The organism is Kitasatospora sp. NPDC059795 (assembly GCF_042732175.1).
Classification (GTDB): domain Bacteria; phylum Actinomycetota; class Actinomycetes; order Streptomycetales; family Streptomycetaceae; genus Kitasatospora.
This window is the reverse complement of sequence record NZ_JBHWID010000001.1, coordinates 737,482-753,727: the sequence shown is the minus strand read 5'-3', so window position 1 is coordinate 753,727 and position 16,246 is coordinate 737,482. Positions and strand designations below refer to the sequence as shown.

At 73.4% G+C, this 16,246-nt stretch carries 16 protein-coding genes; 12 read left to right on the top strand and 4 right to left on the bottom strand.

What is annotated here, in order from left to right; genetic code table 11:
• Positions 1–80: 80 nt before the first annotated feature.
• The 3 genes from ACFV4P_RS03675 to ACFV4P_RS03665 all read left to right on the top strand — a co-directional run bounded on the left by ACFV4P_RS03675 (position 81) and on the right by ACFV4P_RS03665 (position 3,608).
• Positions 81–1,376: a sensor histidine kinase gene (locus ACFV4P_RS03675; protein ID WP_380466954.1), complete on the top strand. Its 1,296-nt coding sequence runs from the start codon at positions 81–83 to the stop codon at positions 1,374–1,376.
• The gene (locus ACFV4P_RS03670) at positions 1,364–2,026 is read left to right on the top strand and encodes a LuxR C-terminal-related transcriptional regulator (protein ID WP_380466951.1); all 663 of its coding nucleotides are present in this window, start codon (positions 1,364–1,366) and stop codon (positions 2,024–2,026) included. The genes ACFV4P_RS03675 and ACFV4P_RS03670 overlap by 13 nt, the downstream gene beginning before the upstream one ends.
• A gap of 415 nt (positions 2,027–2,441) precedes the next feature.
• Positions 2,442–3,608 (top strand): hypothetical protein, encoded by a 1,167-nt coding sequence (locus ACFV4P_RS03665; protein WP_380466949.1) that lies wholly within the window; start codon positions 2,442–2,444, stop codon positions 3,606–3,608.
• A gap of 270 nt (positions 3,609–3,878) precedes the next feature.
• Here the strand turns inward: ACFV4P_RS03665 and ACFV4P_RS03660 are convergent, their stop codons facing one another.
• Positions 3,879–4,133 (bottom strand): hypothetical protein, encoded by a 255-nt coding sequence (locus ACFV4P_RS03660; protein ID WP_380466946.1) that lies wholly within the window; start codon positions 4,131–4,133, stop codon positions 3,879–3,881.
• Positions 4,134–4,316: 183 nt separating this feature from the next.
• On the opposite strand from ACFV4P_RS03660, the gene ACFV4P_RS03655 reads away from it, so the two are divergent.
• The 3 genes from ACFV4P_RS03655 (at position 4,317) to ACFV4P_RS03645 (ending at position 7,361) form a co-directional block, all read left to right on the top strand.
• A complete protein-coding gene (locus ACFV4P_RS03655) occupies positions 4,317–5,237 on the top strand; it encodes an NAD(P)H-binding protein (protein WP_380466944.1) in 921 nt (306 codons plus the stop codon).
• 116 nt (positions 5,238–5,353) lie between these two features.
• The gene (locus tag ACFV4P_RS03650; protein ID WP_380467118.1) at positions 5,354–6,130 is read left to right on the top strand and encodes a MerR family transcriptional regulator; all 777 of its coding nucleotides are present in this window, start codon (positions 5,354–5,356) and stop codon (positions 6,128–6,130) included.
• Positions 6,131–6,137: 7 nt separating this feature from the next.
• Positions 6,138–7,361, top strand: coding sequence for a glycosyltransferase (locus ACFV4P_RS03645; RefSeq protein ID WP_380466941.1), 1,224 nt, complete (start codon positions 6,138–6,140; stop codon positions 7,359–7,361).
• 132 nt (positions 7,362–7,493) lie between these two features.
• On the opposite strand, the gene ACFV4P_RS03640 is transcribed toward ACFV4P_RS03645, so the two are convergent.
• Positions 7,494–7,856 carry a hypothetical protein gene (locus tag ACFV4P_RS03640; protein WP_073810165.1) on the bottom strand — a complete coding sequence of 121 codons (363 nt, stop codon included), beginning with the start codon at positions 7,854–7,856 and terminating at the stop codon, positions 7,494–7,496.
• A gap of 170 nt (positions 7,857–8,026) precedes the next feature.
• Between ACFV4P_RS03640 and ACFV4P_RS03635 the strand changes: the two genes are divergently transcribed.
• The 5 genes from ACFV4P_RS03635 to ACFV4P_RS03615 all read left to right on the top strand — a co-directional run bounded on the left by ACFV4P_RS03635 (position 8,027) and on the right by ACFV4P_RS03615 (position 13,774).
• Positions 8,027–9,349: a globin domain-containing protein gene (locus tag ACFV4P_RS03635; RefSeq protein ID WP_380466938.1), complete on the top strand. Its 1,323-nt coding sequence runs from the start codon at positions 8,027–8,029 to the stop codon at positions 9,347–9,349.
• A 358-nt stretch (positions 9,350–9,707) separates the two neighbouring features.
• Entirely contained in the window at positions 9,708–10,121 is a 414-nt protein-coding gene (locus ACFV4P_RS03630) for a hypothetical protein (RefSeq protein WP_380466935.1), read from the top strand.
• A gap of 494 nt (positions 10,122–10,615) precedes the next feature.
• A complete protein-coding gene (ctaD, locus tag ACFV4P_RS03625) occupies positions 10,616–12,376 on the top strand; it encodes a cytochrome c oxidase subunit I (RefSeq protein ID WP_380466932.1) in 1,761 nt (586 codons plus the stop codon).
• Positions 12,377–12,496: 120 nt separating this feature from the next.
• Positions 12,497–13,024, top strand: coding sequence for a hypothetical protein (locus ACFV4P_RS03620; RefSeq protein WP_380466930.1), 528 nt, complete (start codon positions 12,497–12,499; stop codon positions 13,022–13,024).
• A gap of 27 nt (positions 13,025–13,051) precedes the next feature.
• Complete coding sequence (locus tag ACFV4P_RS03615; RefSeq protein ID WP_380466928.1) at positions 13,052–13,774, top strand: sigma 54 modulation/S30EA ribosomal C-terminal domain-containing protein; 723 nt, start codon at positions 13,052–13,054, stop codon at positions 13,772–13,774.
• On the opposite strand, the gene ACFV4P_RS03610 is transcribed toward ACFV4P_RS03615, so the two are convergent.
• A complete protein-coding gene (locus tag ACFV4P_RS03610; protein WP_380466925.1) occupies positions 13,754–13,978 on the bottom strand; it encodes a hypothetical protein in 225 nt (74 codons plus the stop codon). The two genes, ACFV4P_RS03615 and ACFV4P_RS03610, sit on opposite strands and share 21 nt — an antisense overlap.
• Positions 13,979–14,084: 106 nt before the next feature.
• Between ACFV4P_RS03610 and ACFV4P_RS03605 the strand changes: the two genes are divergently transcribed.
• Positions 14,085–14,849: a sporulation protein gene (locus ACFV4P_RS03605; RefSeq protein WP_380466922.1), complete on the top strand. Its 765-nt coding sequence runs from the start codon at positions 14,085–14,087 to the stop codon at positions 14,847–14,849.
• Positions 14,850–14,899: 50 nt separating this feature from the next.
• Here ACFV4P_RS03605 and ACFV4P_RS03600 read toward each other — a convergent pair whose 3' ends face one another.
• Complete coding sequence (locus tag ACFV4P_RS03600; protein WP_380466919.1) at positions 14,900–16,072, bottom strand: magnesium and cobalt transport protein CorA; 1,173 nt, start codon at positions 16,070–16,072, stop codon at positions 14,900–14,902.
• Between the last annotated feature and the right edge of the window lie 174 nt (positions 16,073–16,246).

The following is a 16,246-nucleotide window of genomic DNA, read 5'->3' as shown; positions in this document are numbered from 1 at the left end:
GCAGTCGACTGCACCTTCGCCCGGCGGCGGCCCGCCGTCCGCCGCTGGTAGCGTGGGCGGAAAAGGGGTGGTGGGGGGCGTTGACGACGAGCGGGGGCGCTGCCCGGCAGCAACGGCGGTCGGGGCAGGCGGAGTTCGTGCGGCGGGCGGTCCGGTCGTTGCGGTACCTGCTGGCGGTCGGCGGGACGGCGGTGCTGGCCCTGTTCGGCCTGTACGCGCTCCTGGCGGTGTTCGCGCTGAGTCTGGTGGGCCCTGGGCTGGCCCTGCTGCCGCTCGCGCTGGCCCGGCTGCGGCGGGTGGCGGATGCCCACCGGCGGCGCGCGGGGCGGTGGTTGGGCTGCGAGGTGCCGTCGTCGTACCGGCGGGTGGAGGGCGGGGTGCTGGCCCGGGCGCAGACGATGCTCACGGACCGGGCGACCTGGAGCGACCTGCTGTGGCTGCTCGTGCATGCCGTGTTCGGCACGGTCGGCGCGGCGCTGGTTCTGGGGCTGTGCACGGGGGCGACGAGCTGGCTGACCGTTCCGCTGTGGTGGCAACTGGTGCCCGAGCCCCCGCAGTTCATGGTCTGGGAGATCGATTCGTGGGGGGCTGCCCTGGCGGCGTGCCTGGCGGGCGCGGCCTACGGCGCGCTGGCCGGCTGGCTGTTGCCGTGGTGGGCGCAGCTGCACGCGCTGCTGACCCGGGCGCTGCTCGGTCCGCGCAAGCACCGCACTTCGTTGGCCGAGCGGGTCGCGGAGCTGACCATCACCCGGGCCGAGGCGCTGGAGGCGCATGCGGCCGAACTGCGGCGCATCGAGCGGGACTTGCACGACGGGGCGCAGGCCGGGCTGGTGTCGGTGGCGCTGCGGCTGGCGGTGATGAAGCAGGTGCTGCACAGCCATCCGGAGAAGCTGCCGGAACTCATCGACCAGGCCCGGGACTTGACCGATCAGGCGGTCAAGTCGCTGCGCGGGGCGGTCCGTTCGATCTACCCGCCGGTGCTGGTCGACCACGGTCTGGCGGAGGCGGCCCGTTCGCTGGTGGCGGCCTGCCCGGTGCCCACCAGTCTGGACGTCGAGCAGGACGCCGGGGGGAGTCGGGCGCCGGTCGCGGTGGAGGCCGCGGCCTACTTCGTGATGTCGGAGGCGTTGACGAACGTCGCCAAGCACAGCGGGGCCGCGGCCGCCCAGGTGCGTCTGCGGATCGCCGGCAGCGGGATCCGGATCTGCGTGCGGGACGACGGCAGGGGCGGCGCGGGGGCCGGCCCGGGCCCGGAGCCGGGCAGTGGGATCAGCGGCATCCGGCGTCGGGTCGCCGCGTTCGACGGCCTCACCGACCTGCAGAGCCCGCCCGGCGGGCCGACCGAACTTCGAGTGGAGCTGCCGTGCGGATCGTGATCGCCGAGGACAACGCCCTGCTGCGGGAGGGCCTGGCGCTGCTGCTGACGAGCGTGGGCCACGAGGTCTGCGCGACCGTGGAGGACGGCGACGGGCTGCTGCCGACCCTGCTCGACCACCGTCCGGACATCGCCGTGCTGGACGTCCGCCTGCCCCCGACGTACCGGGACGAGGGGTTGCGCGGCGCGGTGGCGGCCCGGGAGCAGCTGCCCGACCTGCCGGTCCTGGTGCTCTCCCAGTACGTCGAACACGTCCGCGCCGCCCAGCTGTTGAGCCACGGGGCGTCGGGCGTCGGGTACCTGCTCAAGGACCGGGTCGGGCGGGTGGAGGAGTTCCTCCAGGCGCTGGAGCGGGTGGCGGGCGGCGGGGTCGCCATGGACCCGGAGGTGATCTCCCAGCTGATGGTGCGCCGCACCCGGAACGACCCGCTGGACGCGTTGAGCCCGCGCGAGCGCGAGGTGCTCTCGCTGATGGCGGAGGGGCACGGCAACGGCGTCATCGGGGGGCTGCTGTTCATCGCGGAGACCTCCGTGAACAAGCACATCGGCAACATCTTCGCCAAGCTCGGCCTCCCGGCGACCGACGGCGGCCACCGCCGGGTGCAGGCCGTCCTGACCTACCTCAACTCCCTCGACGCCCGGGCCGACTGAGCGCGGCACCCCACTGGGCGCTGCATCCGGGCTGAGCTCAGCACCCGCCGGGTGGGTGCAGAAAAGTGCACCTCGAAGACGGTAGTCCGCACGAATGCGCGGGCCGGACCGGCGGCGTTAGTTTCGCTGCACGGCGGACGGACGGTCCTCCGCCGCACCGACCGCGCAGCGAACAGGAGAGCCGCCGATGTCCGATTGGCAACCTCAGAAGGAACGCCCGCTCTGGCCCCGGATCCTGCTGGTCGTCGTGGTGGCGGGCGTCTGCATCAACGTGACGCTCACCCTGTTGTAGCGCCGCTCGCCCCGGGCACCGCGCGCCCCGGGCACTACGAGCCCGCCCCTCCCGCACCCTGGATGCATCGCCATGAAACTGTCAAACTTCGTGCCTCGCACCCGAGTTGGAGAGGAACGCGCCATGCCCGAGCTCACCCCACGCAGACCGCTCGCCCAGCGGCTCCGGGCCCTGCTCACCCTGCTGATCCTGGCCGCGACGGCACTGCTCGCCGGCCCGGCGCCCGCTGCCGTCGCGGCCGGCAACGAAGCCGACGCGTACTACATCGGGGCCGACGGCGGCCTGTGGAGCTACCACTACTCGGCCACCGCCAACAGCTGGACCACCGCCACCCGGATCGGCCCGGCCTCGCTCGCCCCGCCCGGTGCGCGGGTGGCCGCGATACGGCTGCCCGGCCACCGGCCCGCCGTGTACTTCACGGCGACGGACGGCTCGGTCCTCCAGTACTGCGGCGACCACCCGACCACCGATCCGTACCCGCTCAGCGGCCCGGGCAGCGCCCAGCCCGGCGGCCGGATATCCGTGGCCTGGGCGAGCAGCCAGCTGACGTTGGCCACCGCCGGCTGGGCGGGCCTCGCGGCAGCGCCGACCGCCACCGCCTCGCTGTTCACCGACCCGTGCCTCCAGTACGCGGTGGACTGGCGCCAACTCCCGCCCTCCGCCGGTTACCCGACCGCCACGGAGTCCGCCACCTACGCGATCGCCGGCCGCGCCGGCATCCTCACCGTCGGCGACTCCGGTGCGGTGACGGTGAGTTGGACGTCGCAGGCCAGCGGCAACATGACCACGTACACCATCGCCCCGGCCGGCAGCGCCCGACCGAACGCGGGCATCGCCGTCGCCCCCGGCACCTCGTCGAGCACCTTCTCGGTGTTCTACGCGGGCCGCGACGGACGCCTCAACCAGGCGACGATCAGCGCCGGCGCGGGCCGCAGCGGCGCCCTCCAGCCCAACACCACCGCCCCGGCGGGCACCGTCCCGGACGGCGCCGTTCTCTCCGCCGCCAAGAACGCCTCCGGCACCGCCGTCGGCTACGTCGCCACCGACGGCGCCGTCACTCTCGCCCACCTCTCCACCGCCGGCCTGTGGCAGAGCACCGAGGCCGTCAGCGCCGCCGGCTTCTCCACCCCGGGAGGCTCCGTCGCCATCTCCGACGTCGACGGCTATCCGGCCTGCGGCACCAACGGCCCCGTCCCCGTCCACTTCGGCCCCGTCCGCGGCCCCTCCCCCGACCCGTGGGTCACGGCCGGCCCGAACGTCTCCCTCGGCGCCCTCATGACGTTCGCGTAGCCGGTCGACCACCTTCGTACAGCCGGTCGATCACGTTCGTACCGCCGGTTGCCGTCCACGGCAACGTCGGCACGGTGAACGTCGCCGAACACCGCCTCTGCAACCAGGCCCGCCTGGCCCTGACCGCCATCGCCGGAGCCGGCAAGCCGGTAGTCATCTGAAATCCACAGGGTCCGCACAGAGGGGAGCCGCCCGGCCGATCGCCGGGCGGCTCGAATGCGTTGGGGCGCAGCCGCGCGGCCGGGTGTCAGTCCGCCGCGCGGCCGGCCGTCAGTCCGCCAGGGTGCCGCGGTAGCCGACGGGGCCCTCGTTGGGGAACTGCGCGGTGCCCTGGAAGCTGTTGCCGTTGTCGAAGAAGGTAACGCTGCCGCTGCCCGCGTCGCCGTTCCACGTGACGGTGGTGCCCGTCGCGGGTGCGCCGTCGCCGGGGGCGACGTCGCTCCGGTTGGCGATGCTGAGGGTCAGCGGCGCGTCGTCCTGCCAGCCGCCGCCACCCGTGTGGATCTCCGTGTTGTACGTGGCCATCTCCGTGTCCTTCCTCGTTGACCGTCGGAGGGTGGAACGCGTGGTCTCCACGCGGGTCCACCGCTCCCAACGCCGCCACCGGGATCGGGGGCACGGACGGTCGCCCACTCCAACCCGTTCGCGTCACCGTCATCGCATCAACCTGACGTACCGTCAACTCCTGTGCTACGGAGGACAGATACTGTGCAACCGATCCTGGTCACCGGTGCCGCCGGTCGCGTCGGCGCCGTCGGCCGGTCCGTGGTCGAGACGCTGCGACGGCGCGGGCTGCCGGTCCGCGCCCTGGTGCGCCGTGACGACGAACGTGCGCGCGCGTTGCGCGCCACCGGCGCGGAGGTCGTCGTCGGCGACCTGACCCGTACCGGCGACGTGGCCGGGGCGCTGGCCGGCTGCGCGCGGGTCTACTTCGGCATGGGGGTGTCCGACCAGTACCTGCAGGCCGCCCTCACCACGGCGGCCGTGGCGCGGGAGGCGGCGCGGCCGGAGGTGTTCGTCAACATGTCGCAGCTGACGGTCTCCGAGCTCGGGGTGTCCGACACCGGCGAGTCGCACCAGCAGCGGCAGCAGTGGCTGGTGGAGCAGGCCCTCGGCTGGTCGGGGCTGCCGGTGGTCGAGGTCCGGCCGACCGTGTTCCTGGAGAACCCGCTGTTCCGGGCCGGTCTGTCCGCCGTCGCCACCGCCGACGCCGTCCGACTTCCGCTCGGCCCGACGGCCCGGACGTCCCCCGTGGCGGCGGCGGACGTCGCCGAGGTCGTCGCCGAGATCCTGGCCGACCCTCAGCCGCACGTCGGCCGCGCCTACGAACTGACCGGCCCCCGCACGCAGGACGGCCCGGCCATCGCCGCCGAGGTCTCCGCCGCGCTCGGCCGGCCGGTCGCGTACACGGACGTCCCGCTGGACGAGTGGATCGAGCGCGATCTGAGACCGCTCGGTCTGCCGGAACACGCCTTCCAGCACATCGCCACCATGGCCCGCCTGCATGCCGAGAACCGCTACGACCGGCATGCCGACGGCGTCCGCCAGGTCACCGGCCGCCCGGCCACCGGCATCGGCGACTGGGTCCGCCGGAACGCCGGGCTGCTGTCGGGACCCGGGCGGGCCTGAGCACAGCACCCGACCTCGTACCGTGCCCGCCGGCGCCGGCCGAGTTGACCCTCTCCTGGCGTCAGGGTTCAGCATGGGGCCTGTTCGAAGGGAGAACGGGTGTGGCCGATCAGGGCGTGAGCTATTCGGTGGGGCAGGTCGCGGGGTTCGCCGGGGTGACGGTGCGGACCTTGCACTACTACGACCGGGAGGGGCTGCTGTCTCCGAGCGAGCGGAGTGCGGCGGGCTACCGGCTGTACAACGACCGGGACTTGGCGCGGCTCCAACAGATCCTGTTCTACCGGGAGTTGGGATTCCCGATCGAGGAGATCCGGAGCATCCTCACCGACCCGGGGGCGACCGCGCTGGCGCACCTGCGCGAGCGGCACCGCCAACTCAACGAGCAGATCACCAAGTTGCAGAAGCTGGTGGAGGTCGCCGAGCAGGCCATCGAGATGGAGCGGACCGGCGTCCGACTGTCGCCCGAGGAGCGCTTCGACATCTTCGGCGAGGTCCGCTGGGATCTGAGCTACGCGACGGACGCGCAGCTGAAGTGGGCGGACAGTGCGCGCCAGCGCGAGTCGATGGAGCGGGCGGCCCGGCACAGCAAGGAGGACTGGCGGCAGCTGATGGCCGAATCGGCGTCCTGGCGGCGGGAGTTGATCGTCGCATTCGAGGACGGCCAACCGGCCGACGGGGAGCGGGCGATGGACCTGGCGGAGCAGCACCGGGCGCATGTGGAGCGGTGGTTCACGCCGTGTCCGCCGGAGTCGCACCGGGCGATCGCGGCCGACTACCTGACCGATCCGCGGGCGTTCGCGATGCTCGTGCCGCCGCCCGAGCAGCTGCCCGGGCTCGCCGCGTTCCTGCACGCCGCGATCGAGGCCAACGCCCGTCGCACCATGGAGGGTTGAGTCTTTCATGCGCATTCTGGTCACGGCGGCGGGGTCGCACGGCGATGTCGCGCCGTACACGGGGTTGGGCGTCCGGCTGGCGGAGGCGGGGCACGAGGTCGCGTTGGCGACGCACCGCAGCTACCGGGGGGTGGTGGAGCGGTGCGGGTTGGAGTTCCGGGAGCTGCCGGGCGATCCCCGTGGCGGTGGGGGGAGTTCGGGGAAGGGCGGGATGCTCCGGCGGGCGAAGGAGTTCGTCGGGGAGCTGGGCCGGGGTATCGCGGAAGTCGCGGAGCCGGGGGCGGACGTGCTGCTGCTGTCCACGTCGACGGCACCGCTGGGGTGGCACGTGGCGGACGCGACGGGCACGCCCAGCATGGGGGTGTACCTCCAACCGGTGGAGCCCACGGGAGAGTTCGGGCCGGTGGTGGGTGGCGGCCGGTCGCTCGGGCGGTGGGGGAACCGGGCGGCGGGACGGGCCGCGCTGGGGGTGGTGGACCGCCTCCACCGGGACGCCGTCGCGGAGTTGCGCACCCGACTGGGCCTCCCGCCGCTGACCGGACCGGCGATGCGGCGCAGGCTCGCGAACCGGCAGTGGCCGGCGCTGCACGGCTTCAGCTCCGCGCTGGTGCGCCGCCCGGCGGACTGGCGTCCGGGCCTGGACGTGGTCGGCAACTGGTGGCCCGCCGCGCTCGATCAACTCCCGGACGAGGTCGAGGAGTTCCTCGCGGATGGGCCGGCGCCGGTGTTCATCGGCTTCGGCAGCATGGGCGCGGGCCAGGGCGAACGCCTGGGCCGTCTCGCGGTGCAGGCGCTGCGCGCGGCGGGCCGGCGGGGCATCCTCCAGTCCGGCTGGGCCGGGCTGGCACCGGAGGCGGAGACGGACGACGTGCTGACGGTCGGCCCGCTCGACCACGCCGCGCTCTTCCCGCGGGTGGCGGCGGTCGTCCACCACGCGGGCGCGGGCACCGCGGCGGCGGCGCTGCGCGCGGGTGCGCCGTCCGTTCCCGTCCCGGTGACGGCCGACCAGCCGTTCTGGGCCCGCCGGTTGACGGCCGTCGGCGCGGCCGTGGCGCCGATCCCGTTCGCGGACCTCACGGTGGAACGCCTCGCGGCGGCGATCCGCCTCGCCGTCGACGACCCGTCCCACCGCGAGCACGCGACGGCGGCCGCCGCCCGGATGGCGAAGGAGGACGGCGCGGGACGCGTGCTGAACGCCGTCGCCCGGCTCGCCCGCCGCACCGGGGCCTGAGCGGCACCCGGCCGGTACCGGAACCGGCCGACCCGCCCCGCCCCGCCCGCGAGCCCGTCGCGGCCGGGGCCGGGGCCGGAGCCGCAGCCGCAGCCGCGGCCGGACCCGCGGCCGGACCCGCCGCCGGGACGGTCAGGCGTCGGAGTAGCTGAGGTCGCCGACCGACCAGGCGCTGATGTCGCCGATGGCGATGCGGTACATGCCGCCGGTGTGCGGGAGGCCGAAGTTGCCCTGAAGGATCCTCGCCCGGTGCAGGTGCAGGTGGGTGGGGCGGGCCGGCGGGCCTTCGACGGGCGGGGCGAAGAGGGCGGCGAAGGGCTTCAGGTGGTCGGAGGCCTCCAGGACGTCGGCCACGCGTTCCCACCACAGGGCCACCGGGGCGAGCCTGCCGGTGATGACGGCGCCGGGGACCACCACCGTGAGGGACATCTGGTTGCTGTGCTCGGATTCGACCATCGAGGCGATCTGGACGAGCAGCCCATCGGGGTTCGACATGCACTCCAGCGTAGGACACGCCCCCGCGCGTGCCCATGCTCCCGGGCCGAGCCGCCCGCGACCGCCCGCAGCCGCCCGTATCGTCGCAGGTCAAGGGCCGAACGTCCCGGCTTCGGGCGGCCGAACAGTCCATGATCATCTCGTCTACACGTGTGGTTAGCCTGGCGTTCATGGAGTTCATCAGCAGCGGCGCTCCGCGCACCGCCACCCCCACCGCCCTCACCGCCGCCCACGTCCTCACCGTCGGCGCCCACGGCGAGGACGCGTTCAGCCCGGAGTACGACCGGCTGCTCGCCCGCCACCACGCGATGCGCTTGCGTCGCAGCATCCTCGCCCCGCCCGGCCGGTCGTCCGGCCCACAGCGGCCGTCGGTGGAGCCGCCCGAGCCCGGGGACCGGGACTTGATCGTCCGCCACCTCACGCCGCTGCTGCCGTTCGACTCCCTGATCGAAGTGCTGTACGACGCGATGTTCCTCCGCCGGCCGTACCTGCGGCGGCTGTTCCCGGAGTCGATGGAGTTCCAGCGCCAGCACCTGGGGCACATGTTCCAGCACCTGATCGACCACCTCGACCGGCCGGACGAACTCGACGGCAAGCTACGGGCGTTGGGCGCGGACCACCGCAAGCTCGGGGTGTGGCCGGCGCACTACGAGGCGTTCGAGGAGGCGCTGACCACCGCACTGCGGGTGCGCGGCGGGCGGGCCTGGACCGGGCAGGTCGAGGCGGCCTGGCTGCGGATGCTGCGGTTCTCGGTGGCGGCGATGGTCGCGGGCGCGGAGGCCGCGTCCACCGAGCCGCCGTTCTGGCACGGCGAGGTGGTCGGCCACGAGCGGCGCCGCCCGGACCTGGCGGTGCTGCGGGTGCGCACCGGCGAGCCGTACCCGTACCGGGCGGGCCAGTACGCGGCGTTGGAGTCGCCGCTGCTGCCGCACACCTGGCGCACCTACTCGGTGGCGTGCGCGCCGCGCGAGGACCGGGTGCTGGAGTTCCACGTCCGCCGGACCTCGCCGGGCGGGCTGAGCGCGGCGCTGGTGGACGGCACCGGCGTCGGCGACCAGGTCCGGGTGGGCCCGGCGCGCGGCGAACTCTCGCTGGACGGCGACGGTTCGGACGTGCACCGCGACCTGCTGCTGATCGGCGGAGGGACGGGCCTGGCGCCGATGAAGGCCCTGGTGGAGGAGTTCGCGGCGGCGCACCGGGCGCGCGGCCGGCGGGTGCGGCTGGTGGTCGCGGCGCGCGGCCGGGACGACCTGTACGACTGGCCGGCGATGGTCGAACTCGCCGCCAACCGCTCGTGGTTGGAGCTGACGCCGGTGCTCGGACCGGACCTGGAGGGCCTGGCCGCGCTGCTCCGCGGCCACCAGAGCCTGCCGGGCCTGGCCCTGCTCAGCGGCCCGATCGGGATGGTCGCCGGCGCACGTTCGCTGCTGCTGGACGCGGGTGTGCCGGACCACCGGATCCGCTACGACGGCGCGACCCGCGGCTCCCGCTGAGGGGCCGCCCCGCCGCGGCCGGCCGCCCGCTTCCCGGGCCGCCCGCCGCTCGTTCCACCGGCCGGTCCGCCGCGACCGGCCACCCGGCCCACCGCCGGGCCCGTCGGCCGGTTCACCGGAGCCGGCCGCCCGGCCCACCGGCCGGTTTCACCACCGTGCCCGCAGGCCGGTTTCGCCACCCGGCCCACCGGCCGGTTCGCCGTCAGGCCCCGCCGAACGGGGCCGTTCGGCCCTTCCGCCGCGGTTTCCGGCTTGGGGACAGTGACAACCCTGGCCATCTGGTCGGCGTTTTGTGTGTTTCCGGCCCGCATGCCGCGGGCCGGTCGGGTTGGGCGTGGGTGCCCGGAGAGGCCGTGCGATGGAATCCGACGAGGTCATGCTGGCTGTCCGACTCACCACCGCCGACCGGACGCTGCTGCGGCGCCTGGCCCACGGGCACCGCGGCGACGTGTCCGAGGTGGTGGCGGACGCCCTGCTGGACGTCCTGCCGTCCGTGCTCACCGGCGGTACGCCCCAACTCGCCGACGAGCTCCGGCGGTTCGCCCCCTGCGCGCTGACGGTGTGGCTGCCGCCGGAGCTCGCCGAACTGCTCCCGGCGCTCGCCGACCGGATGACGGACCTGAGCGGCGTCCGCCCGGGCTCGCCGTGCGCGGCGCTGGGCGCGGCGGTCCGGCTGTGGCTGCGCCAGGACCCGGCCCGGCTGACGGCCGGCCTGCGCACCCTGCACAACACGGACGCGCGCCACCGCCACGCGCACCCCGTCGCGGCCTGACGCACCGCCACTTCCCTCCGACGCACAGGCGCGTCCCTTTCCGACCGCCTATCGTCCGACTACGCCCTCTTGCGTCCGATACGTGCATGTTTGTGCACCGTTCGCGACCAGGTACCCGATCACCGCGCCACCGCCGCACCACCACTGCGCACCGCCGACAACCGCCGAGAACTGCCGAGAACCGCCGCAACCTGGCGGTCCGTCAGTCCCTCCCGCCCCCGGGCCGTTCGGCTCGCGGGGCCCCGGGGACCGGGGACGCCCGGCCGTCCCGGGCGGGACCATCGGCCCAAGTCCGGGGCCTGGCGCAGGAACGAGCATGGAGCGCCGCCGCTCGACGGGGTTGCTCCACTCCCCGGAAGCACCCGCGGACCGAGCGGTCCGGCACTGCGCCGCCGCCCGGATCCGGACGACGTCACCGGTCTCCTGTCATGGCAGGTGACGGCCGGTCGGGCGGCGGCGCCACCAGGTTCGGCAAGGACGAAGGAGGGCGGCCGATGGCTGCCATTGAGGCGAGTCGGGACACGGCCGAGGCCGTACCCCGGCGCACACCGGGCAGCGCGCTGGTGCGGATGCTCACCACCACCGATCACAAGACGATCGGCACGATGTATCTGGTCAGCGCGTTCGGGTTCTTCCTGATCGGCGGTGTGATGGCGCTGGTGATGCGCGCCGAGCTCGCCCGCCCGGGCACCCAGATCCTGTCGAACGAGCAGTTCAACCAGGCGTTCACCATGCACGGCTCGGTGATGCTGCTGCTGTTCGCGATGCCGCTGTTCACCGGTTTCGCGAACTGGATCATGCCGCTGCAGATCGGCGCGCCCGACGTGGCGTTCCCTCGGCTGAACATGCTGTCGTACTGGATGTTCATGTTCGGCTCGCTGATCGCGGCGGCCGGCTTCCTCACCCCGCAGGGCGCGGCGGACTTCGGTTGGTTCGCCTACGCGCCGCTGTCGGACGCGGTGCACTCGCCGGGCGTCGGCGCCGACATGTGGATCATGGGCGTGGCGTTCAGCGGCTTCGGCAGCGTGCTCGGCGCGGTCAACTTCATCACCACGATCATCTGCATGCGCGCGCCCGGCATGACCATGTTCCGGATGTCGATCTTCGCCTGGAACGTGCTGCTGACCTCGCTGCTCGTGCTGATGGTCTTCCCGGTGCTGGCGGCCGCGCTGCTCGCCCTGGAGATGGACCGCAAGTTCGGTTCGCACGTCTTCGACCCGATGAACGGCGGGCCGATGCTGTGGCAGCACCTGTTCTGGTTCTTCGGCCACCCGGAGGTGTACATCCTGGCGCTGCCGTTCTTCGGCATCGTCTCGGAGATCATCCCGGTGTTCAGCCGCAAGCCGATGTTCGGCTACTCGGGCCTGATCGCCGCGACCATCGCCATCGCCGGCCTGTCGGTCACCGTGTGGGCGCACCACATGTACGTCACCGGCCAAGTCCTGCTGCCGTTCTTCTCGTTCATGACCTTCCTGATCGCGGTCCCGACCGGCGTGAAGTTCTTCAACTGGGTCGGCACCATATGGAAGGGCTCACTGTCCTTCGAGACGCCGATGCTGTGGGCGACGGGCTTCCTGGTCACCTTCCTGTTCGGCGGTCTGACGGGCGTCCTGCTGGCCGCGCCGGTGCTGGACTTCCACGTCTCCGACTCGTACTTCGTGGTCGCGCACTTCCACTACACGCTGTTCGGCACCGTGGTGTACGCGATGATGGCGGGCTTCCACTTCTGGTGGCCCAAGTTCACCGGCAAGATGCTGGACGAGCGCCTCGGCAAGATCACCTTCTGGACGCTCACCATCGGCTTCCACGCCACCTTCCTGGTCCAGCACTGGCTGGGCGCCGAGGGCATGCCGCGCCGCTACGCCGACTACCTGGCCGCCGACGGCTTCACCGCGCTGAACACCGTCTCCACCATCGGCTCGTTCCTGCTCGGCCTGTCGATCCTGCCGTTCCTCTACAACGTGTGGAAGACCGCCAAGTACGGCGAGAAGGTCACCGAGGACGACCCGTGGGGCTGGGGCCGCTCGCTGGAGTGGGCGACCTCCTGCCCGCCGCCGCGGCACAACTTCACCAAGCTGCCGAAGATCCGCTCGGAGTCCCCCGCGTTCGACCTGCACCACCCGGAGATCGCCGCGCTGGACTACCTGGAGAACCACGGCAAGCCCGCGCCGCACCTCGGCGACGTCACCCCGGCCACGTTCGACCTGCCGGAGCGCGAGCGCCGTCGCCTCGCCGCGTCCTCCTCCGAGGACTGACCGGCTCCCCCGTCCGTCGGACCACAGCCCGACGGGCCATCGAACGCCGTCCCCGCCCCGCCGTATCTCCCGGTCCGGGCGGGGCGGGGACGGCACCCCTCAGCTCTGGAGGAACCCGCCATGGCCCACCCCGTCCTGGCCCTCGGCACCGCCGCCGTCACCGCCGCCGGCAGCGCCTGGTACCTGCCCGCGCTGCTCGACCTGCGGGCCGGCGCGGACCGTCCGCGCACCGCCCGCCTCGCCGCCGCCGGCTGCCTGCTGTGGTGGGCCGGCCTGGCCGCGGCCGCGCTGCTGCTCACCGCCCCGCTCAGCTGGCACATTCCGCTCGGCGCGGCCCTGACCGGCGCGCTGTCGGGTGCGGCGCTGCGCGTGCTGGCCGCCGTCGAGCGGCACGCCGACCGGCGCGAACAGGACCGCGCCTGGGGCTCCCTGCCGTACGACCTGCCCACCGTCCGGGGCGTGCGACCGTCCGCCGCCACCGTCGGCTGGGTGACGGGCGGACTCGCGGTGGCCGCCGCCACCGCCGCCGCGACCCTGCTCGCCGGACGCCCGGGGCCGACCGGCTCCGCGGTGGTGACCGTCGCCGGGTCGGTCGGGCTGTGCCTGCTGATCCTGCTCGTCGCCCTGAACCGCACCCGCCCGCACTGACCCCCCGCGCTTGGAGGAAGCACAGCCATGGACGTCGCCGAGTCGATCACCCTGCACCCGGCCGGACTGCCGGGCGAGGCGGCCGCCCTCGCCCGGGCCCGGATCGCCACCGTCGCGCAGGACGCCTCCGCGCTGGTCGAAGCCGTCCGGATCCGCCTGGCCGGCGCGCCGGGACGGGTGCTCGCCCAGGTCAACGCCGAGGTGGACGGACGCCGGGTCCGGGTGCAGCTGGCCGCGCGCGGCATCGGCGAGGCCGCCGACCGGCTCGCCGACGAACTGTGCCAGCGCATCCGCACCGTCTCCGCGAGCTGGCGACCCCGGCCCTGGCCCTCCGCGACCGCCCGCGCCGTCGACCTGCCCGCGACCGGCAGCGAGCGCATCGTCCGCGTCAAGTCGCCTTCGCTGGTGTGGTGTTCACCCGACGCGGCGGTCCGCACCCTGGACGCCATGGACTACGACGTGCACCTGTTCACCGACCCCGCCACCGAGACCGACGCCGTGGTCCACCGGGTCGGCCCGACCGGCTACCGCCTGGCCCGCACCCTGCCCGCCGCACCACCGCAGCGGCCCGCCACCCCGCTCACCCTCAGCCCGCACCCGGCCCCGCCCCTGACGGAACAGCAGGCCGCCACCCGCCTCACCGCCGCCGAACTCCCCTACCTCTTCTTCACCGACCCCACCACCCGCCGCGGTCGCCTCCTCTACCGCCGCCTCGACGGCGACCTGGCCCTACTCGTCCCGGCCGGCTGAAAACCCTGGTGACCGCCTCGTCCGCTGGACTGCCTCCCGGCGGGCGCGCTCCTCCAGCAGTCCGGCAGCGTCTACGGAGACGTGCTCACCGGCCGCGAAGGGCGAGTTCATGTCGTGGGCCCACAGCCCGCGGGCGACGGCGTGCGGCACCTCGTGGTCGAAACACGGCTCGTAGTCGACGATCGGCAGCAGCAGTCGCGTCATTGAGCAGGTCTGGGCATCCCCGGCCACGTACCTCTCGTGCTCGCAAAGCGCAGGCAAAGTACGATAGTTGCCGTTCGAAACCCGAATCTGTGAGGAGTGCCCCCGGATGGTGTTCAAGCGGCTTCTCGGTGCCCTGGGCGTCGGCGGACCCGGCGTCGACACGGTGCTGTCCACCCCGGCCGTCCAGCCGGGCGGCACTGTGCACGGGCAGGTGAACCTGGTCGGCGGTGAGCGCGAGGCCCAGATCAACGGCATCACGCTCGGGCTGGTCGCCCGGGTCGAGATCGAGCACGAGAACGGGGAGAGCCACGCCGTCAGGGAGTTCACCCGGGCGCAGGTCTGCGGCCCGCTGCGGCTGGCCGCCGGGGAGCAGCGCGCCGTCCCGTTCGCGCTGCCGGTGCCGTGGGAGACGCCGCTGACGGCGGTCGGGGGCCACCACCTGGCGGGCATGGCGCTCGGGGTCCGTACCGACGTGGACATCGCCGGCCAGTTGGACCGGGGGGACAGCGACCCGCTCGCGGTGGAGCCGCTGCCGGTGCAGCAGCGGGTGCTGGAGGCGATGGTGGCGCTCGGCTTCCACTTCCACCGGGCCGATCTGGAGGCCGGCCGGATCCACGGCACCGGCCAGACGCTGCCGTTCTACCAGGAGATCGAGTACCGGGCGGCGCCGCAGTTCGCCCGCCGGTGCAACGAGGTCGAGCTGTCCTTCGTCACCTCGCCCCACCAGGTGGAGGTGGTGCTGGAGTTCGACAAGCGCGGCATGTTCCGCAGCGGCGACTCGGTGCGCACGTTCCGACTGGACCACGCCTCCGGCGGGCACGACCTGACCGGCACGGTGGACGGCTGGATCCGCGGCGTCCTCGGCCACTGACCGGCCCGGGAGCGGCCCGGGCCGGGCCCGGGCTTTCGGCCGGGCAGGCCCTACAGCCAGTCGCGCTTCTTGAAGATGAGGTAGAGGCCGCCGCAGACCACGCCCATCAGGGCGATGGCGAAGGGGTAGCCGAAGGCCCAGTGGAGTTCGGGCATTTCTTCGAAGTTCATGCCGTAGACGGTGCCGATGAGGGTGGGGGCGAAGAGGATGGCGGCCCAGGAGGAGATCTTCTTGATCTCGTCGTTCTGGGCGTGGCCGGCTTCGGCGAGTTGCTTCATCTCCTCGTTCTGGCGCTGGGAGACCAGGGTGCCGTTGACGGTGAGGATGTTCTGGAGCATCTGACGGAAGCCGTCGACGCGTTCGGCGGCGTAGGTGGCGTGGTCGGCGACGTCGCGGAGGTAGCGCTGGAGTTCCTCGTCGGTGCCGTACTTCTGGAAGCCCGCTTCGAGGGCGCGCATGATCTCCAGGAGGGGGCCGGTGGCGCGCTGGAGTTCGATGACCTCGCGGGAGAGTTCGTAGATGCGGCGGGAGACCCGGGGGTCGCCGCCGAAGACCTCGGTCTCGATCTCGTCGATGTCGTGCTGGAGGCCCGCGATGACGGGGGCGTAGCCGTCGACGACGGCGTCGAGGACGGCGTACAGGACGGCCTCGGGGCCGAGCGCGAGCAGGTCGGGGTCGGCTTCGAGGCGGCCGCGGATCATCGACAGGTCGGGCGACTGGGAGTGGCGGACCGTCAGGACGAAGTCGGGGCCGACGAAGAGGTGGATCTCGCCGAAGTCGACCTCTTCGACGTCGTCGAGGTAGCGGGCGGCGCGCAGCACCACGAACAGGGTGTCGCCGTAGCGTTCCAGCTTGGGGCGCTGGTGGGCCACGATGGCGTCCTCCAGCGCGAGTTCGTGGAGGTCGAACTTCTCGGCGGCTTCGACGAGTTGGGCCTCGGCGGGCCGGTAGAGGCCGATCCAGGCCATGGTGCCGGGCTTGCCGGGGAGCTCGCGGTAGATCTCGGCGAGGCCGGCCGGCGTCTCTATCCGCCGCCCGTCGCGGTACACGGCGGCGTCGACGACGGAGCCCTCGACGGAGGCGGGACCGCGGTCGTCGGAGTTCTGCTCGGAGCGCGGGTCCATGGAGTGCTCGGGCGCGGCGGTGTGGTCGGCCACGAGCCGGGGGCTGCGGCTGAAGGGTCGCTTGCTCGCGCGCACGGCGCGCACACGCCAGTCGGACATGGCGGGTACCTCCACGGGTCTGGTTCCGTCACGCCTCCGCACGGCGGGGGGGACGGGCGACACCGGACGGTCCGCGCGACAGCAGGGCCCGCGTTCAGCGGGCGGTGCGGGGGCGGGGGTTCCGGGTGCCGGGAGTGGGTGAGAACTGCCCGGAGCGGGGCCGACTTCGGCCCG